At 64.5% G+C, this 23,061-nt stretch carries 19 protein-coding genes and 1 tRNA gene; 14 read left to right on the top strand and 6 right to left on the bottom strand.

The features are described from left to right. Positions 1-308 precede the first annotated feature (308 nt). From AAFP05_RS12120 to AAFP05_RS12075, 10 genes are all read left to right on the top strand, one after another. Positions 309-968, top strand: a complete 660-nt coding sequence (locus AAFP05_RS12120; protein WP_341730129.1) for a 50S ribosomal protein L25/general stress protein Ctc — start codon at positions 309-311, stop codon at positions 966-968. Then, positions 965-1,558: an aminoacyl-tRNA hydrolase gene (gene pth, locus AAFP05_RS12115; protein WP_341730128.1), complete on the top strand. Its 594-nt coding sequence runs from the start codon at positions 965-967 to the stop codon at positions 1,556-1,558. The genes AAFP05_RS12120 and pth overlap by 4 nt, the downstream gene beginning before the upstream one ends. Positions 1,559-1,686: 128 nt before the next feature. Next, positions 1,687-5,226 carry a transcription-repair coupling factor gene (gene mfd, locus AAFP05_RS12110; protein WP_341730127.1) on the top strand — a complete coding sequence of 1,180 codons (3,540 nt, stop codon included), beginning with the start codon at positions 1,687-1,689 and terminating at the stop codon, positions 5,224-5,226. An 84-nt stretch (positions 5,227-5,310) separates the two neighbouring features. After that, positions 5,311-5,838, top strand: coding sequence for a hypothetical protein (locus AAFP05_RS12105; RefSeq protein WP_341730126.1), 528 nt, complete (start codon positions 5,311-5,313; stop codon positions 5,836-5,838). A gap of 26 nt (positions 5,839-5,864) precedes the next feature. Next, complete coding sequence (locus AAFP05_RS12100) at positions 5,865-6,446, top strand: MazG family protein (RefSeq protein ID WP_341730132.1); 582 nt, start codon at positions 5,865-5,867, stop codon at positions 6,444-6,446. Positions 6,447-6,546: 100 nt separating this feature from the next. Then, positions 6,547-7,836 carry a phosphopyruvate hydratase gene (gene eno, locus AAFP05_RS12095; protein WP_341730125.1) on the top strand — a complete coding sequence of 430 codons (1,290 nt, stop codon included), beginning with the start codon at positions 6,547-6,549 and terminating at the stop codon, positions 7,834-7,836. A 322-nt stretch (positions 7,837-8,158) separates the two neighbouring features. Further along, entirely contained in the window at positions 8,159-8,842 is a 684-nt protein-coding gene (locus AAFP05_RS12090; protein ID WP_341730124.1) for a septum formation initiator family protein, read from the top strand. A gap of 5 nt (positions 8,843-8,847) precedes the next feature. Then, a complete protein-coding gene (locus AAFP05_RS12085) occupies positions 8,848-9,381 on the top strand; it encodes a DUF501 domain-containing protein (protein WP_341730123.1) in 534 nt (177 codons plus the stop codon). Next, entirely contained in the window at positions 9,374-10,318 is a 945-nt protein-coding gene (locus AAFP05_RS12080; RefSeq protein ID WP_341730122.1) for an exopolyphosphatase, read from the top strand. Before AAFP05_RS12085 ends, AAFP05_RS12080 begins: the two co-directional genes overlap by 8 nt. 4 nt (positions 10,319-10,322) lie before the next feature. Next, positions 10,323-10,395, top strand: a tRNA-Leu gene (locus AAFP05_RS12075). Between the two features lie 66 nt (positions 10,396-10,461). Here the strand turns inward: AAFP05_RS12075 and AAFP05_RS12070 are convergent. After that, the gene (locus tag AAFP05_RS12070) at positions 10,462-12,309 is read right to left on the bottom strand and encodes a VWA domain-containing protein (protein WP_341730121.1); all 1,848 of its coding nucleotides are present in this window, start codon (positions 12,307-12,309) and stop codon (positions 10,462-10,464) included. Between the two features lie 75 nt (positions 12,310-12,384). Here AAFP05_RS12070 and AAFP05_RS12065 point away from each other — a divergent pair, with 75 nt between their 5' ends. Then, positions 12,385-12,849 carry a helix-turn-helix transcriptional regulator gene (locus tag AAFP05_RS12065; RefSeq protein WP_341730120.1) on the top strand — a complete coding sequence of 155 codons (465 nt, stop codon included), beginning with the start codon at positions 12,385-12,387 and terminating at the stop codon, positions 12,847-12,849. Positions 12,850-12,861: 12 nt separating this feature from the next. Then, positions 12,862-14,067, top strand: a complete 1,206-nt coding sequence (locus tag AAFP05_RS12060; RefSeq protein ID WP_341730119.1) for a serine/threonine-protein kinase — start codon at positions 12,862-12,864, stop codon at positions 14,065-14,067. Between the two features lie 14 nt (positions 14,068-14,081). Here the strand turns inward: AAFP05_RS12060 and AAFP05_RS12055 are convergent, their stop codons facing one another. After that, complete coding sequence (locus AAFP05_RS12055; RefSeq protein ID WP_341730118.1) at positions 14,082-14,735, bottom strand: GNAT family protein; 654 nt, start codon at positions 14,733-14,735, stop codon at positions 14,082-14,084. Between the two features lie 22 nt (positions 14,736-14,757). Here AAFP05_RS12055 and pip point away from each other — a divergent pair, with 22 nt between their 5' ends. Further along, positions 14,758-15,765, top strand: coding sequence for a prolyl aminopeptidase (gene pip, locus AAFP05_RS12050; protein WP_341730117.1), 1,008 nt, complete (start codon positions 14,758-14,760; stop codon positions 15,763-15,765). A gap of 3 nt (positions 15,766-15,768) precedes the next feature. Here the strand turns inward: pip and AAFP05_RS12045 are convergent, their stop codons facing one another. Beyond that, positions 15,769-16,377, bottom strand: a complete 609-nt coding sequence (locus AAFP05_RS12045) for a helix-turn-helix domain-containing protein (RefSeq protein WP_341730116.1) — start codon at positions 16,375-16,377, stop codon at positions 15,769-15,771. Between the two features lie 153 nt (positions 16,378-16,530). On the opposite strand from AAFP05_RS12045, the gene AAFP05_RS12040 reads away from it, so the two are divergent. After that, entirely contained in the window at positions 16,531-18,171 is a 1,641-nt protein-coding gene (locus tag AAFP05_RS12040; protein ID WP_341730115.1) for an FAD-binding protein, read from the top strand. Between the two features lie 627 nt (positions 18,172-18,798). Here the strand turns inward: AAFP05_RS12040 and mmsB are convergent. The 3 genes from mmsB to chvE all read right to left on the bottom strand — a co-directional run bounded on the left by mmsB (position 18,799) and on the right by chvE (position 22,795). Continuing rightward, a complete protein-coding gene (mmsB, locus tag AAFP05_RS12035; protein WP_341730114.1) occupies positions 18,799-19,974 on the bottom strand; it encodes a multiple monosaccharide ABC transporter permease in 1,176 nt (391 codons plus the stop codon). Next, positions 19,971-21,515: an ATP-binding cassette domain-containing protein gene (locus AAFP05_RS12030; protein WP_341730113.1), complete on the bottom strand. Its 1,545-nt coding sequence runs from the start codon at positions 21,513-21,515 to the stop codon at positions 19,971-19,973. Before AAFP05_RS12030 ends, mmsB begins: the two co-directional genes overlap by 4 nt. A 101-nt stretch (positions 21,516-21,616) precedes the next feature. Beyond that, positions 21,617-22,795 carry a multiple monosaccharide ABC transporter substrate-binding protein gene (gene chvE / locus AAFP05_RS12025; RefSeq protein WP_341730112.1) on the bottom strand — a complete coding sequence of 393 codons (1,179 nt, stop codon included), beginning with the start codon at positions 22,793-22,795 and terminating at the stop codon, positions 21,617-21,619. Positions 22,796-23,061 lie beyond the last annotated feature (266 nt).

Below are 23,061 nucleotides of genomic sequence, written 5' to 3'. Positions count from 1 at the left end.
GGCATTTCGGTAGCTGCTGGGACTGGGCCCGGGCATTTCGGTAGCTGCTGGGACTTGGCCCGGGCATTTCGGTAGCTGCTGGGACTTGGCCCGGGCATTTCGGTAGCTGCTGGGACTGGGCCCGGGCATTTCGGTAGCTGCTGGGAGGGGCCGCTTCACTTCGGCCAGGTGGACGGACATCTCGATTCGCAGCAACTCTGCTCGGCAGGGTAGGATCAGGACGCTACTTGGCGAGGGGCAAGCGATTGCAAACCCGTGATCGACTGGTTGGCGGCATTCGATGCCGCATTCCTCCTCCCGCTGAGCCCATGAGTTCACAAATTGGAGTTGAGGAGTTCCACATGGTCGATACCATCCCGCTGACCGCGGAAGCCCGTGCTGAGTTCGGCAAGGGCGCTGCCCGTCGGATTCGCCGCGCGGATAAGATTCCCGCCGTCCTTTACGCCAACGGCCACGAACCGGTACACGTCACCCTGCCCGGCCACGAGTCGATGCTGGCCCTGCGCCAGGCCAACGCTTTGCTGAGTATTGCGCTGCCCGACGGCACTGAGCATCTGGCTCTGCCGAAGCAGATTCAGCGTCATCCGGTGAGCAACCACATCGAGCACGTCGATCTGCTGATGGTCTTCCGCGGCGAGCACGTCACTGTCCAGATCCCAGTCGTGGTGACCGGCGAGCCGGAGGGCGCCGTGCTGGTCAACACCGAGCGCACCGAGATCACTGTCAAGGCTGAGGCCACCAACATTCCGGCCCACGTCGAGGTCTCCATCGCCGGTCTGGAGGTCGGTGCCCAGATCCTCGTCGGCGACATCGTGCTTCCCGACGACGTCACGCTCGATGACGATGCCGAGGCGCTGGTCCTCAGCATCAATGCCGCTGCATCGGTCGATGAGATGCTCGATGCCGGCGAGGCTGAAGGGGCCGCCACCGCGGATACCGAGGCCGCCGAGGGTGACTCCGAGGCGTGAGCACCTGGCTGCTCGTAGGGCTGGGCAACCCCGGCCCGGACTATGAGCGCACCCGGCACAATGTCGGTTTCATGATCGCGGATGAGCTCGCCCGGCGTGCCCGGGCGAGCTTTTCCGCGCCGCGGGGAATGCGTGCTTCGGTGGCTGAGACCGTCATCTCATCCGCCGGAGTGGGATCGCCACCCGGCGACAAGCTGGTGCTGGTCAAGCCGCGGACCTTCATGAACGAATCAGGGCAGGCGGTCGGCAAACTGGCGTCCTTCTATAAGGTGCCGGTCGATCACGTGATCATCGTCCATGACGAGATCGACCTGGAGTTCGGGCAGCTGCGCATCAAGCGGGGCGGCGGTGACAACGGGCACAACGGCCTGAAGTCGGTGCGGGCGCACCTGCACACCGGCGACTTCTACCGCGTCCGCTTCGGTGTCGGACGACCAACCGGCCACCATGCCGCCGCCGACCATGTGCTCGCCACCTTCCCCTCGTCCATGCGCGAAGACCTGGCGGCCGAGGTGCAGCGGGCTGCCGATGCCTGCGAGACGCTGATCTGTGAGGGCTTGACGGCCACCCAGAACAAGTTCAACAGCTAGAACGCGGGCGGCATCGCCAAGGCAACCGTAGGCCCAGATCGTGTAGGGCTGCGGCCCGTCGTGGGCTCCTGAGCTACACGACGAGGACGCAAGCGCGAGACTTTGGTGAACCCAACTAACCTGGACCGGTGAGTTTCCGGGGGCTTTTCGCATCGCTGGCCGCTGATCGCAGCGTCGCCGAGGTCATCAGCGACGCCAAGGCGGGGCTGTCGTCCGCTGAACTCAATTGCACGGCCGCCGGTCGTCCGGCCCTGATCTCGACGCTGGCCGACACCACCGGGCGCCCGGTCTTGGTCGTCACGTCGACATTCCGCGAGGCAGAACAACTCACCTCGGTGCTGCAGTCGCTGCTCGGGGACGACCAGGCCGTCTACTACCCAGCCTGGGAAACCCTGCCGCACGAGCGGCTCAGCCCCCGCTCCGACACGGTCGGACGCCGGTTGGCCGTACTGCGGGGGATCATAGGCAAGGGCGAGCACCCCAAACCCAAGGTGGTCGTCGCTCCCGTCCGCTCGATGCTGCAACCCCAAGTTGCCCACCTGGCAGATCTGCGTCCGGTCACTCTCACCACGGGCGACGAATACGAGATCGGTCAGCTGGCCGCCGACCTGGTGGCCGCGGCATATCAACGGGTTGACCTGGTCGAACGCCGCGGCGAGTTCGCGCTGCGCGGCGGCATCGTCGACATCTTCCCGCCGACCGAGGACCATCCGGTCCGCATCGACTTCTTCGGCGATGAGATCGACACCATCACCTTCTTTCACGTCGCCGACCAGCGCTCGACCGATGAATCCGTGGACGAGATCATCGCAGCCCCCTGCCGTGAGCTGCTGATCACCAAGAAGGTCCGCGCCCGCGCGACGAGCCTGATCGGCGATCATCCAGAACTCGCGGAGATGCTCGAGAAGATCGCCGAGGGTCAGGCTGCGGAGGGCATGGAAGCCCTCATCCCCGCCCTGGTGGACGAACTCGAACTGCTGATCGATGTGCTGCCGGCCAACACCCTGATCCTGGTCAATGATCCCGAACTGGTCCGCACCCGCGCCGAAGACCTGGTGCGCACCAGCCAGGAGTTCCTGCACGCCGGCTGGGCGGCGGCGGCTTCTGGTGGGCGCGCCCCGATCGACCTGGGTGCCAGTGCCTACCAGCAGCTGGCCGACGTTCGTTCGCATGCGTTGGAGCGTGGCCAGAGCTGGTGGGCGCTGTCGCCGTTCGTCGCGGACCCGGATGTCGAGATCGGCGAGCAACTGAACCTGGTCGACACACCCAGCTGGCACGGAGATGTCGAGGGCTTCGCGCGCCAAATCACCCAGGACGTGGCCGATGGCTGGCGGGTGCTGCTGAGCGTCGAGGGCTCCGGCCAGGCCAAGCGGATGGCCGAACTGCTGGGCGACAACGACCTCGCCTCGACGATCCTCGACGACCTGGACGAGATCCCCGAGCCTGCTCCGGTCGTCCGGATCTTCCGTAGCGGCATGCGTAATGGCTGGCGGGCTCCGCGCATCAGACTGGTCGTTCACACGTCGGGCGATATCACCGGTGCGGCCACCACGGCCGAACGGGCAGCCCGCAAGATGCCCGCCAAGCGGCGCAATCAGATCGTCCCGCTGGAGCTCAAACCGGGCGATCCGCTGGTGCATCAGCAGCACGGCGTCGGACGCTATGTCGAGATGGTCACCCGCACCGTCGCCGGCGCCACCCGCGAATACCTGGTCGTCGAATATGCGCCGTCCAAGCGTGGTCAGCCGGGCGACCGGCTCTATGTGCCGATGGATCAGCTGGACGAGATCTCCCGCTATGTCGGCGGCGAGGCCCCGCAGCTCGACAAGATGGGCGGTGCCGACTGGAAGGCCCGCAAGTCGCGCGCCCGCAAGGCCGTTCGCGAGATAGCGTCCGGTCTGATCAAGCTCTACGCCGCCCGGCAGGCCACCAAGGGACATGCCTTCGGCCCGGACACTCCGTGGCAGCGTGAACTGGAGGACTCGTTCAGCTTCACCGAGACCCCCGATCAGCTGTCGTGCATCAACGACGTCAAGCGCGACATGGAACAGCTCATCCCGATGGACCGGCTGGTCTGCGGCGACGTCGGCTACGGCAAGACCGAGATCGCGGTGCGCGCCGCGTTCAAGGCGGTCCAGGACGGCAAGCAGGTGGCCATCCTGGTGCCGACCACGCTGCTCGTCCAGCAGCACGCCCAGACCTTCGCCGACCGCTACGCCGGCTTCCCGATCAGCGTGGCCTCGCTGAGCCGCTTTCAGTCGGCTGCGGAAACCAAGAAGACGATCGAGGGGCTGGCGTCCGGGCGCGTGGACGTGGTGATCGGCACTCACCGGCTGCTCAGCGACTCGGTCAAGTTCAAGGACCTCGGCCTGGTCATCGTTGACGAGGAGCAGCGCTTCGGTGTCGAGCACAAGGAGGCCCTGAAGAAGATGCGGGTCAACGTCGATGTGTTGTCGATGAGCGCCACCCCGATCCCCAGGACGCTGGAGATGGCGGTCACCGGTATCCGCGAGATGTCGACCATCGCGACCCCACCCGAGGAGCGCCATCCGGTGCTGACCTTCGCCGGCCCCTACGATCACGGCCAGGTCGCAGCGGCGATCCGACGCGAATTGGCTCGTGAAGGCCAGGTCTTCTACGTGCACAATCGAGTGCAGGACATCGAGAAGGTCGCCGGCGAGCTGCGCCAGGCGGTGCCCGAGGCGACCATCGTCACCGCGCACGGCAAGATGGGCGAACGGGCCCTCGAAAAGGTGATGCTCGACTTCTGGGAGCGGCGCATCGACGTGCTGGTCTGCACGACCATCGTGGAGGCCGGTATCGACGTGGCGACTGCGAACACGCTGATCGTCGACCGGGCCGACCGGATGGGTCTGTCGCAGCTGCACCAGTTGCGGGGCCGGGTCGGACGAAGCCGTGAGCGCGGCTACGCCTACTTCTTGTATCCGCCGGAGAAGCCGCTGACCGAGACCGCGCACGACCGGTTGTCAGCGCTGGCAGCCAACAACGACTTGGGTGCCGGCATGGCCATCGCCATGAAGGACCTGGAAATCCGCGGTGCCGGCAACCTGCTGGGCGACGAGCAATCCGGACATATCGCCGATGTCGGTTTCGACCTGTACATCCGGATGGTCGGCGAGGCGATCGCCGAGTACCGCGGCGAGCAGGCCGGCGAGGAAACCGCCGAGATGCGCATTGAGTTGCCGGTGGACGCGCATCTGCCCACTGACTACGTCGAATCGGAGCGGCTACGCCTGGAGATGTATCGGCGGCTGGCCGAGGTGCGTGACCTGGACGACATCGCCCAGGTGCGCGCCGAACTGCTCGATCGCTACGGCCCGCTGCCCGCACCCACCGAGGCATTGCTCGACGTGGCCCGCTTCCGGCTGGCCTGCCGGGAGGCCGGGCTGACCGAGGTGATGACCCAGGGCAATTTCATCCGATTCGCCCCGGTCGCCGATCTTCCAGAATCGCGTCAGCTGCGGCTGCAGCGGGTGCATCCGGGCACGCTCATCAAGGCCCAGTCGAATGTGGCCCTGGTTCCTCGTCCGCGTACCCGCGGGGTGCCCAGCGTGCCGGTCGAAGGGGCCGACCTGATGCAGTGGGCAGCGCAGGTGGTCGCCATCTTCAGCGTGGGTACGAGGGACTCTCCGAAGATCGCGCAGTAGCCTGGATCCGCCGATGGGTGGAAATCGGCGGATCCAGGGTTCGGCTGCGATCCATCGGCGTGATCTCTCGGTACACTCGGTTTCGTGAATTCTTCAAAGAAGCTCCTGGTGGGAGCGGCGCTGGGGATCTTCGGAGTGGCAGCCCTGACGGCGTGCTCCCCGGCGTCCGGAACTGCGGCACTGGTCAACGGGGTCGCCATCCCCGATTCCCGGGTTACGTCGTTCTCCGAAGGTTGCTCGGTGGCGCTGCGGGACGATCCCCAGCTGGCGCTGAGCCCCAACGAATTGCGCCCGCAGCTGCTCGTGTGGGCGGTGCTAGGCGAGATGAGCAGCCAACAGGCCGCCCTGATGGGTGCCGGGGCTCCCTCTGACAGCCAGATACGCGATTACATGGAACAGCGCGGGCTGAGTGCTCTGCTCACCGACGACCGCTGCGCTGAGGCAGCGGTGGGGATCGTTCGCAGCGACCTGATCGCGTCCAGTCTGGGTTCGCAGTCGGATACCTACTTCGATTCGTACACGGTGGAACTCAATCCGCGCTATGGCAGCTGGGATCAGGCCAAGCTCAGTCCGACCGGTTCGGGATCGCTATCGGACCTCGCGAAGTCTTGAGCGAGCTGCTGCGGCTGGCCGAGGTGATGCGGCGCCTGCGTGCCGAATGCCCGTGGGACGCCCAGCAAACGCACCGGAGTCTGGTCAAGCACCTCATCGAGGAAGCCGCGGAAGTCACCGATGCGATCGAGACCGAGCCGGTCTCGGATGCCGACCTGCGCGAAGAACTCGGGGATCTGCTGATGCAGGTCTATTTTCACGCCGAGATCGCGCGCACCCAGAATCGTTTCGACATCGAGGACATCGCGCGTGGCATCTGCGACAAGCTTGTCGCCCGGCACCCTTGGGTTTTCGGCGGCGAAGACGACCCGGATGATCTCGACGGAGCCTGGGAGCGGGCCAAACAGGCCGAGAAGCAGCGAAGCAGCGTGCTGGAGGGGGTCCCCGATTCGTTGAGCGCACTCGCCAGGACCATGAAGGTGGTCTCCAGAAGTCGGGCGATGCACCTTGATGTCGCGATGGCGGACGACCCGATCAGCGCTGACGAGGTCGGGCAGCAGATCATTGCGCTCGTCCAGCGGGCGCAGGCCTGCGGCGTTGACCCCGATCAGGCGGCCCGAGGCGCGCTGCGCGCGCTGGAGGACCAGGTACATGAAAGTGAGTTGTGAATGGGCGGGTCAGAACGGTGATCCAGCCGTTAGGCTTAGGGCCTGACGGTCCTTAGAACCGGACCAAAGAATCCATCTGTGAACGAAAGGGTAGACACCCGTGGCACTTATCGAATACATCGAGGCCCGCGAAATTCTTGATTCGCGTGGCAACCCCACCGTTGAGGTAGAGGCCTTGCTGGACGACGGCTCGTTCGCCGTCGCGGCCGTCCCGTCGGGTGCATCCACCGGCGCCTTCGAGGCCGCCGAACTGCGCGATGGTGACAAGTCCTACTACGGCGGCAAGGGCGTGCAGAAGGCCGTTGACAACGTCAACGAGATCATCTACAAAGAGGTCGTCGGCTGGGACGCCACCGATCAGCGCGGCTTGGACGATGTCATGATCGCCCTGGATGGCACCGCCAACAAGTCGAAGTTGGGCGCGAACGCCATCCTCGGTGTCTCGCTGGCCGTGGCTCGCGCTGCTGCCGAGTCGGCCGAGTTGCCGCTCTACAAGTACATCGGCGGCCCGACGGTCAACCTGCTGCCCGTCCCCATGATGAACATTCTCAACGGCGGCGCGCATGCCGACTCCAACGTTGACATCCAGGAGTTCATGATCGCCCCCATCGGTGCGGAGAGCTTCGTCCAGGCCATGCGCATGGGTGCAGAGGTCTACCAGGCGCTGAAGTCGGTGCTCAAGGAGCGCAAGCTCGCCACCGGTCTTGGTGATGAGGGTGGTTTCGCCCCGAGCCTCGACTCCAACCGCGAGGCCCTCGACCTCATCGAGGACGCCATCAAGGCCGCCGGCTACAAGCCCGGCAAGGATGTCGCACTGGCGCTCGACGTGGCCGCCAGCGAATTCTTCGAAGACGACAAGTACCTCTTCGAGGGCGCCAAGAAGTCGTCGGCCGAGATGATCGAGTACTACGAGCAGCTGGTTGCCGATTACCCGCTGGTCTCCATTGAGGATCCGCTGAACGAAGAGGACTGGGAGGGCTGGGCTGTCATCACCGAGCGCCTCGGCGACAAGGTGCAGCTGGTCGGCGACGACCTGTTCGTGACCAATGTCGAGCGTCTGCAGCGTGGCATCGACGATGGCGCGGCGAACGCCCTGCTGGTCAAGGTGAACCAGATCGGTTCGCTGACCGAGACCATCGACGCCGTCACCTTGGCGCACCGCAGCGGCTACCGTTCCATGATGAGCCACCGCTCCGGTGAGACCGAGGACACCACCATCGCCGACCTGGCCGTGGCGCTCGGCTGTGGCCAGATCAAGTCGGGTGCTCCGGCTCGCGGCGAGCGCGTCGCGAAGTACAACCAGTTGATCCGCATCGAGCAGGAGCTGGACGAGGCCGCGGTTTACGCCGGCGTTTCGGCCTTCCCCCGCTTCGACCCCGAGAAGTGGTGAGTGCCTGCTCTTGATGAGTTGAGCGATGGCTGAGCCTGATTCAGGCTGAGAGGCGGCTTCTGCGTGTGATACGCGGAAGCCGCCTTCTTTCACGCCTTCTTTCACGCCGGCGACGCGCTTCAGTGCTCCCTGGATTGCTTCCAGGCGGGCATCTGATCCCAAATGGGGCATCTGGGGAGCACTCAAGCACGCTGGAGTCCTGGGACACTGGGTAACATCGGTCTTGGATTCCTCGTGGAACCAGCGGAATCAGCGGCTCGGCCCCAGATCGTCAAAGCTGTGGGCTGGGCAACAGGTTGGTAGGTATACGGAGGAGTGGCGAGTGGAATCTGGCAAGGCAGATCGCCGGGCGGCGTCGCGTCCGGGTAGACGCTCGAGCGCCGCCGACACCCCCAGCGTGCGAACGGCCTCGCGTCCGGCGCAGCGGGGCAACGGGTCGTCCCCCAAGACTCATGCCGGCTCCGCTGCGTCCGGTTCTGCAGACTCGCAGCAGGCGTCGACGGCCGGCGGTGGCCCAGCACAGCATCTCGCGAGCGGAGTTGTGCTGCGGCTGCGCAACGGTCTGCGGGTCACGCAGCGTGCGATCATCTTGTTCCTGGTCATGGTCGTCCTGCTGATCAGCTACGCGACCACGTTGCGGGTCTACTTCAACCAGCAGTATGAGATGGCCGAGGCGAAGCAGCAGATCGCCGAGCATCAGCAGTCGATCTCCGATCTGACCGACGAGATCAAGCGCTGGAAGGATCCGGAGTACGTCAAGACACAGGCGCGTGAGCGACTCGGTTGGGTGGTGCCGGGCGAGACCGGTTTCCAGGTCGTCGGGCCCAACAATGAGCCATACGCAGGTGGTAGCCAGATCGGCTCGGCGCAGTTGCCCGAGGGCGAATACGCGAAGACCTGGTGGGATAGGGTCTGGGGCAGCGTCGCCACCGCGGACGATCCCGAGCCGGTCGACGAGGGCGCGTCAGGACCGGTCGTGACAGCCGAACCAGCCGAAGGACCGTAGTCTAGATGCCGAGCTATCAGACGTTCACCGAAGCGGACGCCGAGTTCGCGCGGGCCCAGCTGGGACGCCCGATGCGCGGTGTCGCAGGGGTCGCGTACCGCTGTCCGGGCGGGCATCCCGGAGTGCTGGCGACCTATCCGCGGCTGCCCGGCGGCCCGCCCTTCCCGACCACCTACTACCTGATCTGCCCGAACGCAGTGCTGGCCGCGTCGCGTCTCGAGGCGTCCGGGATCATGGCCGAGATGACGGCCCGGTTGACCACCGACGCCGATTTGGCGGTGCGCTATCAGACCGCGCATGAGGCATATCTGGCAGATCGGGAGCAGCTGGCTCGTGAGTCGGGCGACGACGTGCCGGAGATCGCGGGCTTCAGTGCCGGCGGTATGCCGACGCGGGTGAAGTGCCTGCATGCGCTGGTGGCGCACGCGCTGGCGTCCGGGCCCGGGGTGAATCCGATCGGGGACGAGACTTTGGCGCTGATGGGCGATTTTTGCCCAGCGGTAGCGCCAGCAAGCAAGGAGAGGGTGAGCGATGACTGAGACAGTGGCCGCCTTGGATTGCGGCACCAACACCTTGCGGCTGTTCATCGCGACGATGGACGAGCAAGGACGACTGGTCGAGGTGACCCGCCAACTGCGGTTTGCCGGCCTCGGACAGCGCGTGGACGCCACCGGCCGCTTCGCCGACGAGGCGATGGAACGCGGCTGGACGATCGTCGATGAGTATTTGCCGATGATCGAAGAATCGGGGTGCACGAAGGCGCGGTTCGTCGCCACGTCTGCGGCCAGGGATGCGTCCAATCGCGAGGTCTTCTTCGCCGGCGTGCGATCGCGGCTGGGCATCGAACCCGAGCTGATCAGCGGGGACGAGGAGGCTCAGCTGTCGTTCGTCGGCGCCTTGGCTGGCGGCCGGCTGAGCGGCGAGCCGGTGCTGGTGATGGATTCCGGTGGCGGGTCCACCGAACTGGTAAGCGGCGCCGCGTCCGGAGCGATTTCGCAGGCGGTCAGCCTGAACATCGGCTCGCGGCGGGTGCGCGAGCGGTATCTGCATTCCGACCCGCCGACCGCCGACCAGATCGCGCAGGCGCGGGCTGAAGTCAACCGGATGCTGGACGAATGCCCGGTGGAGCTGGGTGACGCCGCGACCTTCATCGGCGTGGCGGGCACCGTGACAACCATGGTGGCGCTGCATCTGGGGTTGCGGCAGTACGAGCGGGAGCGAGTACACGGGGCATCCATGACGGCCGCCGAGACCGCCGTTCTGGCGGAGAAGCTGCTCGGCATGACGGTGGACGAGGTGCTGGCGCTGGGCCCGGTGGCGCCGGAACGCGCGAAGGTGCTGTGCGGTGGCGCGCTGGTGGTGGCCGAAGTCGCCAAGCGGGTTCCCGCAGATCTGCAGGCGAGCGAATCCGATATTCTCGATGGCATCGTCTTGTCGATCTTGCGCGATGGCCGGGGCTATCTGCTTGCCCGGTGAGAGAGCCCTCGTAGCCCAACGGCAGAGGCAGGCGGCTTAAACCCGCTCCAGTATGGGTTCGAGTCCCATCGAGGGCACTGTGAGGCAGGCCAACGAAAAGAGGACCCCCGAGCAAGCCCGGGGGTCCTCTTTTTGGTCAGCTCTCAGGAAGTGGGTCTGGCGCGCTTGAGGATCAGGAGCAAGGCGCCACCGAAGACCACCGCCGACACCGCGGCTCCGCCGACAGCGGGCAGCACCCAGCTCGGGCTGTTGCCGCCGGTCGGGGCCTCGGGTTCCGGCGTCGGCGATGCGGTGGCAGCCTCGGTTGGCTTCGCGTCGCCGGGCAGGTAGATCGGCCCTTCCTCTGTCTCGCCGGGGGTCTCGATGGCAAAGGCGAAGTCCTGCACCACCTCGCCCACGCCACCTCCCGAATTCCAGGTATTCACCGTGAAGTAGTAGAAGCCATCCAGATTCACTTTCCCCGAGGTGGCCCGGAGCACCTCAGAGGTACCGCCGCGAACATCGGGGCTCTCGCTGCTGCTGCCGGGCGCGTACCAGGTCTCGGAGGCATACTCGATCTGATTGCGCATGGGGTCATAGAGCTCCACGTAGAAGTTCTGGAGGTCGGTGGAGTGATCCATGCCCACCACGTCACCTTGACGGAATCGGAACGCCATCTGCTGTCCCCAGGTCATCGGGACTTTGAAGTAGAGGAACTCGCCCTGTGTAATCGTGCCCGCATAGGTCTGCCCAGCACTGATTTCGGTGGCCGAATTGAACGAGAGCCCACCGGTCACCGGAACCCGGCTATCGCCGATTGCCGGAGGGTTGGGAACTTCCCGTTCCTCACGCTCGGCAACGTGGGAGGTATCCGATGGTGGCTCATACCTGACGAGGATCTCGACGGACATCGGCTCCGCATAGTACAGCCCGTCTTCCCGGCTGACCTTTATGAGGGTCTCGCCCTTGCAGTCCGGGAGAATCGACGCGGTGACGGGCTTGTTTACCTGGTCAATGTACATCTTGAAGTCGGAGTCGCGCTCACATTGGTCGCCGTCCGGGGTGATTGCGGCGACGGCAAGGGTCGTGGTGCTTCCGGATCTATTCATAGTGGCATTGATGTCGACGACCCCCGTGGCCGCGACATGGGGCACCCAGCCCGCAGGGGGATCGATGCGGTAGTAGCGATCGGCGGTGGCCTTGGCGGCCATGGGAGGCAACGTGTCCACGTACTGCCCCGGTGTGAGCAGCGGGATGTCGGCGGCGTTGCGGGAATCCGCGCCTGTGACCGGGGTTCCGACCAGATCGTAGCCCTGCAGCGCGAACTGCACCTTCTGCGTCAGGACCTCATCGAGCTGCGCGGCGTTTTCGGCGTCCGCATAGCTGCCACCGGTGACTTCGGCGATACACTCCAGATCCGCCCGGGCTTGCGCATCCACCTTGAAGCCCACCGCATGGACGACAAGATCCAAGCCATCGCCAGCGATCTCTTTCGCCACATCGCAGGGCGGAGGCGGAGCGCAGGTGTCAATTCCGTCGCTCACCAGCACGATCGAGCGGGGTCCTTCCTGCGGCAGCTCGCGTGCTGCCTGTCGCAGCGCCGCACCGATCGGGGTGTAGCCCGAGGCATTGATCCCGTCGACGGTGGATAGGAAGCTAGCCTCGTCGATCGGCCCTACCGGGACCAGAGTCTTGACGTCCGTACACCCTGCCGCCTTCTCGGCGTCGGTACTACCCGTGCTGGTGCCGTAGGCAATCAGGCCCACCTCGGCATTCTTCGGGAGACCTGAAACCAGCTCCCGGACGGCCTTCTTCGCTGCATCGATTCGGAGCCCGGGCGCGTCATCGGCCTTCATCGACCCCGAAGCGTCAAGAATCATCATCGTGGGGGTCATGGCCTGGTCGCTGGCCGGATCTGCCTGGGCTGTAGCTGAAAACCCGGCGAGCCCGGCCGTCAGCAGCGCACTGGCGGCGACCAGTCGCGTGAGCCTCGGTAGGAACTGGCGTGACATCTGACTCCTCCTCCAATAAGATTGCAACTGCAAATTACCAGATGGCGGTTCGCAGTTGCAAACTTGGAGCGTGTGTTGGACGGCGAAGAAATGGACCCGCAGACCAGGCTTTACGGTGCCACCTGGGCATCGAGATTCGCCGACCTGCGGGCGGCCTACAGGCTCTCGCAGGGCGCACTCGCCGCAACCTTGGGCCTGAGCGCTCCCATGGTGAGCCAGCTGGTCAGCGGAAAGCGAGTCAAGATCTCCAACCCCGCAGTGATTGCGCGCATCGTGCGACTCGAGGAATGCCTCGCCGATCCAGCGGTCATAGCCGGCGACGAGAAGGCGATCGCCGTGATCCTGGACTCGCTGGCTTCTTCGACTCCTGTGCTGCGCACTTCAACGACCATGACCCAGCCCGACCGGCAGATCGCAGTGGACTGGCTGGCGGCCAACGTCGCACGAGCCGATCTCGTGGCGCTTGCCGAGAACGCACACCAGCGCGGCGCGGAGACGTTTGCGTCGGCGCTTGACGCGGCCATCCGCCGGGTGCGTTGAGAGACCCGGCAGATGGACCTGATCGGGGGCCGCTGGGAGCTCCTTGAGCCGATCGCCAGCGGGGGCAGCAGCACCGTGTGGCGCGCATTCGATCACCAGCTGGGCCTCGAATGCGCCGCGAAGGTGTTACGCCAGCGCGACGCGGGACAGATCCTCCGCTTCGCCCGCGAGCAGTCGGTGCGCCCGATCGGCGACCACCTGGTCGCCCCCTATGGCTGGGTAGCCGATGACGGCACGGCCCTGATCGCCTTCGAACTCATCACCGGCGGATCCCTGGGCGCCCTTGTCGGGGACTACGGTCCGCTCAGCGATACGACGGTCACGACAGTCCTCGACCAACTGCTTAGCGCTCTCGGCGAAGTGCATGCGGCCGGCATCGTGCACCGCGACTTGAAACCAGCCAACGTGCTGTTGCGCGCTACGGGGGCAGGGCCCCTCGACCTTGCGCTGACCGACTTCGGGATCGCGATTTCATTCACCGACGCGCGCCTGACAATGGCGGGAACCGTCATCGGCACCCCCGGCTACCTGCCGCCTGAGGTACTCAGCGGACACGCGTCACCCGAGCCCGCGCACGATCTGTATGCCCTCGGCAGGCTGGCGGTCGCTCTCATCTTGGGCCACGAAGACGGGACGACCGCCGATGCGCTGGAGCTTGTCAGCGATCCGGCGCTCGCGAAGACGATCGCGCGCCTCACGGCAGACGACCCGCTCCTGCGGCCCTCGGATGTCGGGGAGGTTCGTGACCTGCTGCGGGGTGCGGTTCGCGCTCCGCTTCCCTGTGATCGCGAAGGTGAGCCCATCGTGGTCCTCGATCACATTATTGGCGACCAGGCCCCGGCCCTCCGGTCAGCCACGGTCGAGCGGCCGAACGCCATCGAGCGTGCCGCCGCCGAGACCATGCCCGGCGCGCAGCTGTCCCCTTCAGCGCGAGGCGGGATGCGCCGCCGGACGCGGATTATCCCCGCGGCGACGATCGTTGCGGCCGTCGCCGTCCCCATCGCGATCTGGACCGCAGCGGGATCCCCGCCGCCGAGCATCCCCGTCGGCGGCCCGTCGTCCGGAGCCGCACCACAGTCTTCGCTGCCAGATCCGTCTGCGCCGGCCCCGGGCGACGCGTGCACCTGGCTGACCGAGGGAGATGTCACCAGGTCGCGCGAAGGCGCCTGGATCGAGTGCCGCCTCATTGACGGTGAGTACGTCTGGCAGACGCGGTAATTCTCTGGAGGGTCCTAAAGCAGCTTGCGCGTGATCCTGTCCTGCAGACTCTGCTCCACGATCGGCCATTCGTCAGCGGTGATCGAATACATGGCAGTGTCCCTCGTCCGGCCTTCTTCGCCATCGGCGGCCGACGGCTGCCAAGCCCGAAGCACTCCCTCGAATCGTCCGCCTACTGCGGCAATGCCGGCCCTCGCCCGCTCGTTTCGGGCATCGGTCTTGATGTCCACGCGGGCAACCTGCCACACCTCGAAAGCGTGGGCGAACATCGCGAGCTTGGACGCAGAGTTCACCGCGGTTCCGCGAGCCTGCGGTGCCAGCCAGGAACTACCCACTTCAACCGCGAGCAACCTGCCGTCCGAGAACCAGCGCGGTGACAGATATGCGGTGTGACCGAGAACTCGGCCGGCGACCGGATCGACGTGCGCGAAAGGCAGATACTGCCCGCTCTCGGCTCGTTTGAGACTGTGCTCAATAAAGCCCTCAACGGTGTCCGGTGTCGGAACATCGGCAAGCGAATGAGGAACTGGTTCTCGCGCACCCTCGCATGCTCGACGCAGTCCCGGAAGATGTGTCCACGACAGTGGCTCCAATCGCACGATGCCTGTGATCTCAAGGGTGTCGCAACTCAGCGATTTGGGGGAAGCCCCGGCAGATTCGGTAGCCACGAGCAAAGCCTAGGATCGTGCCATGACTGCTGCAACCCACGAGCTTCAGCTCGCTCCGACACGGATGCTCTATCCGGAGATCGAGCCGTATGACGTCCGCATGATCGACGTCGGGGATGGTCAGCGCCTCTATGTCGAGCAGTGCGGCAGCCCGTCCGGCAAGCCGGTGGTATTCCTGCACGGTGGTCCCGGTGGCGGAGGCGGCACCGAGCGGCGACGGTTCTTCGATCCCGGCCACTACCGGATCATCGTCCTGGATCAACGGGGCTGTGGCGCCTCGACTCCCCATGTTGCCAAGGCCAGTACGCCCGGCGAGATGATGGTCAACAACACGGACGCTCTGATTGCCGATCTCGAGCACGTCAGGACCGAGCTGGGTGTCGAAAGGTGGCAGGTCTTCGGTGGCTCCTGGGGATCGTTCCTGGCGTTGGCGTATGCGGAGCGACATCCGCACGCGGTCAGTGAGTTGGTGCTACGGGGAATCTTCACGCTGCGCCAGTCGGAACTCGACTGGTACTACAACGGAGGCGCCGCGAAGGTCTTCCCGGAACTTTGGCAGAAGTACTGCGAGCCGTTACGCAGGGCCGGACACGACTTCTCGCGTGACAACATTTCAGCCTACTTCGATCTGCTCTGGGACCCTGATCCGATGGTTCACGGTCCCGCCGCGGTCGCATGGTCGACCTGGGAGGCGGCAACCACCTCGTTGGTCTTCGATGAGCAGCATGTGACGGAGTTCACCGACCCCGATTACTCGTTGGCATTCGCCAGGATCGAGAACCACTACTTCGTCAACCACGGGTTCGTCGCCGAGGGTCAACTGATCCGCGATGCCCCTCGCCTGGCCGGCATACCGACGGCGATCGTGCAGGGAAGATACGACATGTGCTGCCCGGTGGACTCCGCTTACGACCTCAAACAGGCGCTACCGGAGGCGGATCTGCGCGTGGTTCTGGCCGGCCACTCGGCCTTCGAACCGCTGATCGCCTCCGAACTGGTCAAGGTCTGCGACGAGTTCGCGGATCTGTAAGGATCAATGCCGCTCGGGCAATCCGGGCAGGCCGAGCCGGGTCATCAAATCGTCGATGTCGGCGCGTGCAGCAGCAGCGTCCATTGCCGTACTGACTACGCCATACGATGCGCGCAGGGCCAAGAAGAAATCGGCGACACTCAGCCGGGAGTCGATGCTCCCGCGCGCGCGAGCCTCGTCCAGCAACGGTGTGACGACCCTCCGGAGCCGGCCATTGGCTGCCAGGGCACGGTCGTTGCGGACGGCTTGCACCGCAATCTCCACGAATGCGATGTCGGCAAGACTGAGCGTGAGTAACTCCTGCCAGACAGTGGTGAACGGATCGGTTGCGGACGAGTCGGACGAGGCGGCAGTCGCTTGGGCGGCGACCTCTTCGATATGGTCCAGATTCTCGTCGAAGACCGCGAGCGCCAGATCCATCCGTGTCGGGAAATGCCGGTACAGCACACCCTGTCCGACGCCGGCGTCCTGGGCGATGGCCGTCAGCGGAACGTGCAGACCGTGCTCGGCGAACAAGCGGCGGGCCGAACGCAGCACCGCGCTGCGGTTCTCGGCAGCCGCTGCCGGTCCGCGGTTTGCTCTGGGTGAATTCGGTAGCCCTCGGGTGCTCACCGGCGCAACTATAATTGAACCGGACAGCATCATCCGGTACTTGGCGCGTCGCGCCTGTTACCTCCGCGTCGGCCTCGATAGTTCGAGCAAGCTCGATTGCACCAGGCCTTCCTTGGGGTATCCAACCGGGCAACAACAATGGGGAGGTTTGCGATGTCTGGAACTGGTGACGAGACCTACGATGTCGTGGTCGTCGGGAGTGGTGCCGCAGCCTTCGCGACCGCGCTCGGTGCCGTGGACGAGGGGCTGAGCGTCATCATGGTGGAAAGCACCGACCATTGGGGCGGCAATACCTCGATGTCGGGCGGCGGACTGTGGATGCCCAACAATCCGCTTATGAAGCGCGAGGGTGCCGGGGACTCCAGGGAGGAAGCTCTCCAATACATGCTGGAGACTATCGGCGAACCGGGCCCGGCCTCATCGAGAGAGCGCATCGAAGCGTTCATCGACAGCGTCGACGATTTCGTGTCGACCGCCGAGCGGCACGGCATGGAGTTCATGCGTGACCCCGACTATCCCGACTACTACCCAGAACTGCCCGGCGGAAAGATCGGACGGGCCATTGAGGGTAAGAACTTCGATATCAAGAAGATCGGGGAGTTGGCCGCCACCCAGCGGGGCGTGGTGCCGTTGCCGGTGCGCACCAACGATGTCTGGTTGCTCGGGCGCGCATGGTCGACGCCGGGCGGGTTCGTCCGTGGTGCGCAGTTCGTCTTCCGCACGCTCGGCGGGCTCGTCACGGGCAAGAAGCTGGTCGGCCTCGGTGGCGCACTGGCCGCCCAGTTCGCCCACGCGGTGCTGGTCGAGGCGCGGGTTCCGCTGCTGCTGTCGACCCCGGCCGTCAGCCTGGTGAGCGACGACGACCGGGTCGTCGGCGTCCGCGTGCGCGGCCCTGAGGGAGAACGAGTACTGAACGCTCGACGTGGCGTCATGCTGGGTGCCGGCGGATTCGAGGCGAATCAGGAATGGCGCCGCAAGTACCAGAACGTCACGGGATATACCTCCGGCAGCCCCGGCAATCTCGGCGGGCCCATTGAGTTCGCGCAGGAGATCGGCGCGGCCGTCGACTACATGGACGATGCTTGGTGGGGCGCTTCGCTTGCGCCTGCCCACGATGGTCCGGTTGGCGGATTCTTGGTGGGGGAGCGTTCGCTGCCGCACATGCTGATGGTCGATGGTCAGGGCAAACGGTTCGCGAATGAGGCCGAGTCGTACATCGACCTGGGTCACCACATGAACGATCATGACCGTGGCGGCGACTACTGGATGATCACCGACGGTGTCTATAACCTCCGTTACTTCCGCACCTTCTCGATTCAACCGGGTCTGATGAAGGGCATGAGTGAGAAGGGACTGCTGCACAAGGCAAAGACCCTGGACCAATTGGCGGGCAAGATCGGCGTGAACCCGGCAACCCTGCGGGCCACCGTTAACACGTTCAACGGTTTCGCCCGCACCGGCAGGGACCAGGACTTCGGCAAGGGCGACTCGGCCTACGACCGCTATTACGGCGACCCGACCGTGCGTCCCAACCCCTGTCTGGCGCCGCTGGAACGCGGCCCGTTCACGGCATACAAGGTGGTCGCCGGTGATCTCGGCACCAAGGGCGGCTTGGTCACCGATGTCGATGCCCGAGTGCTTCGTGAGGACGGCTCGGTGATCGAGGGTCTGTTCGCGGCCGGCAATACGACCGCCTCGGTGATGGGCCACACCTATCCAGGTCCGGGCTCGACGATCGCGCCGGCGTCCGTCTTCGGCCTGCGTGCAGCGCGCCGGATGGCCAACAGCGCATAGCGAACCGGCCTATCGCACGCACGATGCCCGCACCCGTCGATTGGTGCGGGCATCGTGCTGTCGGTCTGCGGCATCGCCGGCTGATCGCCTCGAACGCGCTTCATTGCTCCCCAGATGCCTCGTCGGCCTCGAAATCGCTGTCGATCTGGCATCTGGCGAGCACTCAAGCGTGTTGGCGGCTCCCGCCCCACCACCGGCCGCCTCGAAGGCGGCAAGCGCGGTTCCGCACAACGGTGCCGCACAACTGTGCTGAATCGGTCAGATGGACGCCGAACGATTCCAAGACGTGCAGGTTGTTTCGCAGCATGTCCGCATATCCGGCCGGGATCTCGGGATACCACTGCTTCTTGGGCCCATCGGGGCAGACCGGTGACCGGGAAGCGACCACCGGCCGGTTGTCTGAGGAAATCCATCGCGAGATTGCTGGCCATGTCGTTCCGCGATACCGTGGGCGATCTTCGCCGCGATATTGCTGGTCTTCGTGGACAGGATCATCATGTCGTGATCGGCGATGGGATCACCCGGACGATGGTGCAAATGAAGACCGGCGATCCCGGATCGCCGGTCTTCATTTGCCGATCGGGCCTCTAGATCAGCGAAGCCGTCAGTCTCTTCGGAGCGGGTGGCTTACTGGCCGCCGGCACGACGCTTGTTGTAGACGTCGAAGGCGACCGCGACCAGCAGCACCAAGCCCTTGACGATCTGCTGCGTCGACGTGGACGCACCCATCAGCTGCATACCGTTCGAGAGCACCGCCATGATCAAACCGCCGATGAGGGCGCCGGAGATCTTGCCGATACCGCCCGTGGTCGAGGCGCCACCGATGAAGCAGGCCGCGATCGCGTCCAGTTCGAACATGTTGCCCGCACCGGGCTGAGCGCCGTTCATACGCGCCGAGTAGATGACGCCGGCGACGGCAGCGAGGAAGCCCATGTTGACGTAGGTCCAGAACGACACCATCTTGACGTTGATGCCCGACAGGGCAGCAGCTGTCTTGTTGCCGCCGATGGCGTAGACGTCACGTCCGAAGGTGGTCGATCCGGCCAGTATGCCGTAGATCAGCACCAGCACAGCCAGCAGAATGAGGACGATCGGCAGGCCGCGGGAATGCGCCAGCTGGTTGCCGAACCACATCACGATGGCGCCGATCAGAACGATCTTCGCCACGAAGATCCATATCGCCTCGACGTTCTGGTTGTAGTGCACGCGGGCCTGGCGGGTGCGCCACTGCGAGTATGCGAATCCGATCACGCCGATGGCGAAGATGAGCAGTGTGAAGAGGTCGAATCCGTTACCGCCGAGCAATCCGTTGAGGAAGCCGTTCGCGACGTTGTAGTAGGTCTTCGGGAAAGGCGACAGTGAGACGTTCTGCAGGATCTGGTAGGTCAGGCCACGGAAAAGCAGCATGCCGGCCAGCGTGACGATGAAGCCGGGAATGCCGACGAACGCCACCCAGAACCCTTGCCAGGCTCCGATGATCAGGCCGAAGACGATGGCGGCAAGGATGCCCACCCACCACGGCATGCCCATCTTGATCACCAGCACCGCCGACAGGGCGCCTGTCACGGCCACAACCGACCCGACCGACAGATCGATCTGACCCAGCACGATGACGAAGAGCATGCCGGTCGCCAGCACCAACACGTAGGAATACTGCAGAACGATATTTGTGATATTGCCCGGGCTGAGGAATGAGGGGTTCATTACCGAGAAGAGGACGACGATGACGACGAAGGCCAGCAGAATGCCGCTCTGCTGTACGTTCTTCGACAGCATTTCCTTCAGGTTGACTTTTTCACTCATTTCACAGGCTCCTTGGCCGGCTCGATGGTCATGAACTCCATGAGCTTCTCCTGATTTGCGTCGGCGATTGGGAATTCGCCGGTGATACGCCCGTAGGCGAGGGTATAGATGCGGTCGCAGATGCCCATCACCTCTTCCAACTCGGAGGAGATGACGATCACCGCCTTGCCGGCGTCGACCATGGAATTGATCAGTGTGTAGATCTCATATTTCGCGCCGACATCGATGCCGCGGGTGGGCTCGTCCAGGATCAGCACATCAGCGTCGGTGAACAGCCACTTGGCGAGAACGACCTTCTGCTGATTGCCGCCCGACAGCGAGCCGACGATCTGCATCACTGAGTTGGCGCGGATATTCATCTGCGCGCGGTATTTCTCGGCCACGGCGAGTTCTTCATTGCCATTCACGAACCCGGATCTCGAGATCTTCTTCTTGCCGGCCATCGCGATGTTGTGACGGATGTCGTCGATCAGATTGAGTCCGTAGACCTTGCGGTCCTCGGTCGCATAGGCCATGCCGTGCCCGATGGCCTCTTTCACCGTCCGGGTATGGATCTCGGCGCCGTCTTTGAAGATCCGTCCGGATTGGTAGCGCCCATAGCTGCGCCCGAACAGACTCATCGCGAGTTCGGTTCGTCCGGCACCCATCAGACCGGCGATGCCGATGACTTCGCCGTGCCGGACATTGAACGATGCGTCCTTGATGATGACGCGGTCCTGGGTGGGGTGCAGGACGGTCCAGTCTTCGATGCGGAGGAATTCTCCGCCGATGTGGCTCGTGCGTTCGGGGTAGCGCTGGGACAGTTCCCGGCCCACCATCAGGGAAATGATCTTGTTCTGGGTTGTGGACGGATCGGCCATGTCGAGTGTTTCGATGGTCTGTCCGTCGCGCAGAATAGTCGTCCGGTCGGCGACAGCGGCGATCTCATTGAGCTTGTGCGAGATGATGATGATCGACACGCCACTGTCGCGCAGGCCTCGGACGAGATCCAGCAATACCTCGGAGTCGTTGTCGTTGAGGGCCGCGGTTGGTTCGTCGAGAATGAGCAGGCGGGTGTCCTTGGCCATCGCCTTGCCGATCTCGACCATCTGCTGCTTGCCGACGCCGATCTGATTGATGCGCGTGGTCACGTTCTCGTGCAGGCCCACTCCGGCCAGCACTTCTTCCGCCTTGCTGTTGACGGCATTCCAGTCGATCAGGCCGTTCTTCTTGGGCTTGTCCGTACCCAGGAAGAGGTTCTCCGCAATGGACAGGTAGGGGACGAGCGCGAGTTCCTGGTGGATGATCGCGATGCCCTTGGCTTCTGAATCCTTGATCGAGCCGAAGCTGACTTCCTCGCCTTCGAAGGAGATTGAGCCCTCGTAGTCGCCGTGCGGGTAGACACCGGAGAGAACCTTCATCAGGGTTGACTTGCCAGCGCCGTTCTCCCCGCAGATTGCGTGAATTTCACCCGCGCGGACGTCCAGGTTGACGTGCTTGAGCACCTTCACCCCGGAGAAGTCCTTGTTGATGTCGCGCATCTCCAAGATTGTTGACGTCATGTCTTTCCGTTCTCATGCAATGAGTGGACTGGCATGGCAGGGGCGCGGCTGCCGGACGAGTTCCGAGACCCGCGCCCCTACCTGTCAATCAGCTGGAACTATCAGTTGGCAACGCCAGACTTGACTTCGTCCTCGGTGTAGTAACCCGAAGCGATGATCTCGTCTTGGATGTTGTCCTTGAAGATGGTTGTCACCTCAAGCAGGTACGAGGGAACGACCTTCACGCCGTTGTCATACGTGGTGGTGTCGTTGGCCTCGGGCTCTTCGCCGGCCGCGATCGCGCTGACGACCGTGACTGCCTGGGCGGCCAGCTTGCGGGTGTCCTTGAAGATGGTGGACTGCTGAACGCCATCGGCGATGAGCTTGACCGAAGCGATCTCGGCGTCCTGACCGGTCACAACCGGCAGGCCGTCAGCCAGCGACGGGCCGTAGCCCGCACCCTGCAATGCGGTGATGATGCCGCGGGAGATGCCGTCGAACGGAGACAGCACACCGGCGAGCTTCTCGGATCCGCCACCGTAGGTCGAGGTGATCAGGTCTTCCATGCGCTTCTGTGCGGCTTCCTGCGACCAGCGCAGCGTGGCGACGGTGTCGAAGGCGGTCTGCCCGGACTTCACGACCAGGGTGCCATCGTCGATGAACGGCTTGAGCGTGTCCATCGCGCCACTGAAGAAGAAGTTCGCGTTGTTGTCATCGGGCGAGCCGGCGAACAACTCGATGTTCATCGGGCCCTTCGGACGATCCGCAAGCTCCTTGCCGTCCCTATCGGTGAGGCCCATGCCGTAGAGCAGTGCGGTGCCCTGGGCAACGCCGACCTTGTAGTTGTCGAACGAGACGTAGAAGTCGACGTTCTCGTTGTCGCGGATCAGGCGGTCGTAGGAGACGACCGGGATGTTCGCGGCGCCTGCGGCGTCCAGCTGGCTGGACAGCGCCGTGCCATCGATCGCGGCGACGACCAGGATGTCTGCGCCGTTGGTGATCATTTGGTCGATCTGCTGGGTCTGGGTCGGGATATCGTCATTGGCGAACTGAAGATCGACCTTGTAACCGGCCGCCTCCAGACCTTCCTTGACTGCGTTGCCGTCAGCGATCCAGCGCTCGGAGGTTTGCGTCGGCATCGCAACGCCGACGGTGATGTCCGATGCGTCTGCCGAGCCGCCTCCCGCGCCGCCGGACCCGCCGGCCCCGGAGCCGGAGCATCCGGTAAGTGCGATGGCGCCTGCTGCGAGAGCGGCCGCAAAGGTCGCCGCACGCCGGCGGAAGTTGTGGCGAATGTTCATGAGTTCTCTTCCTCATCGAATCTTGTTGTGACTGCTATGTCATGAACTCTTGGATGTTAGCGTTCTCACCCGTGCTGAGAACGCTAACATTTCTGCCCCGGAAGAGCAACCGCGCCGCCCGCGGATAAGGTCTCGATTCGGTATCAGTTCCGGGGCGGTGCGGTCGACTCTCGGACGATCAGACGCGCCGGAAGCAATACCGGATCTGCGGGTTCCTCGCCGTTGATGGCCCTGACCAGAGTCGACAACACCTGGCGGCCAAGCTC

The sequence above is a fragment of the Brooklawnia sp. genome, assembly GCF_032229645.1.
In the GTDB taxonomy this organism is placed as follows: domain Bacteria; phylum Actinomycetota; class Actinomycetes; order Propionibacteriales; family Propionibacteriaceae; genus Brooklawnia.
This window is presented reverse-complemented; position numbering and strand designations above follow the sequence as displayed.

Coding starts and splice junctions, on each gene's coding strand:
- AAFP05_RS12120 (WP_341730129.1), top strand. CDS start 309: ATGAGTTCACAAATTGGAGTTGAGGAGTTCCACATGGTCGATACCATC.
- AAFP05_RS12100 (WP_341730132.1), top strand. CDS start 5,865: ATGCGGCGCCTGCGTGCCGAATGCCCGTGGGACGCCCAGCAAACGCAC.
- AAFP05_RS12085 (WP_341730123.1), top strand. CDS start 8,848: ATGCCGAGCTATCAGACGTTCACCGAAGCGGACGCCGAGTTCGCGCGG.
- AAFP05_RS12080 (WP_341730122.1), top strand. CDS start 9,374: ATGACTGAGACAGTGGCCGCCTTGGATTGCGGCACCAACACCTTGCGG.
- AAFP05_RS12070 (WP_341730121.1), bottom strand. CDS start 12,309: ATGTCACGCCAGTTCCTACCGAGGCTCACGCGACTGGTCGCCGCCAGT.
- AAFP05_RS12060 (WP_341730119.1), top strand. CDS start 12,862: ATGGACCTGATCGGGGGCCGCTGGGAGCTCCTTGAGCCGATCGCCAGC.
- pip (WP_341730117.1), top strand. CDS start 14,758: ATGACTGCTGCAACCCACGAGCTTCAGCTCGCTCCGACACGGATGCTC.
- AAFP05_RS12040 (WP_341730115.1), top strand. CDS start 16,531: ATGTCTGGAACTGGTGACGAGACCTACGATGTCGTGGTCGTCGGGAGT.
- mmsB (WP_341730114.1), bottom strand. CDS start 19,974: ATGAGTGAAAAAGTCAACCTGAAGGAAATGCTGTCGAAGAACGTACAG.
- AAFP05_RS12030 (WP_341730113.1), bottom strand. CDS start 21,515: ATGACGTCAACAATCTTGGAGATGCGCGACATCAACAAGGACTTCTCC.
- chvE (WP_341730112.1), bottom strand. CDS start 22,795: ATGAACATTCGCCACAACTTCCGCCGGCGTGCGGCGACCTTTGCGGCC.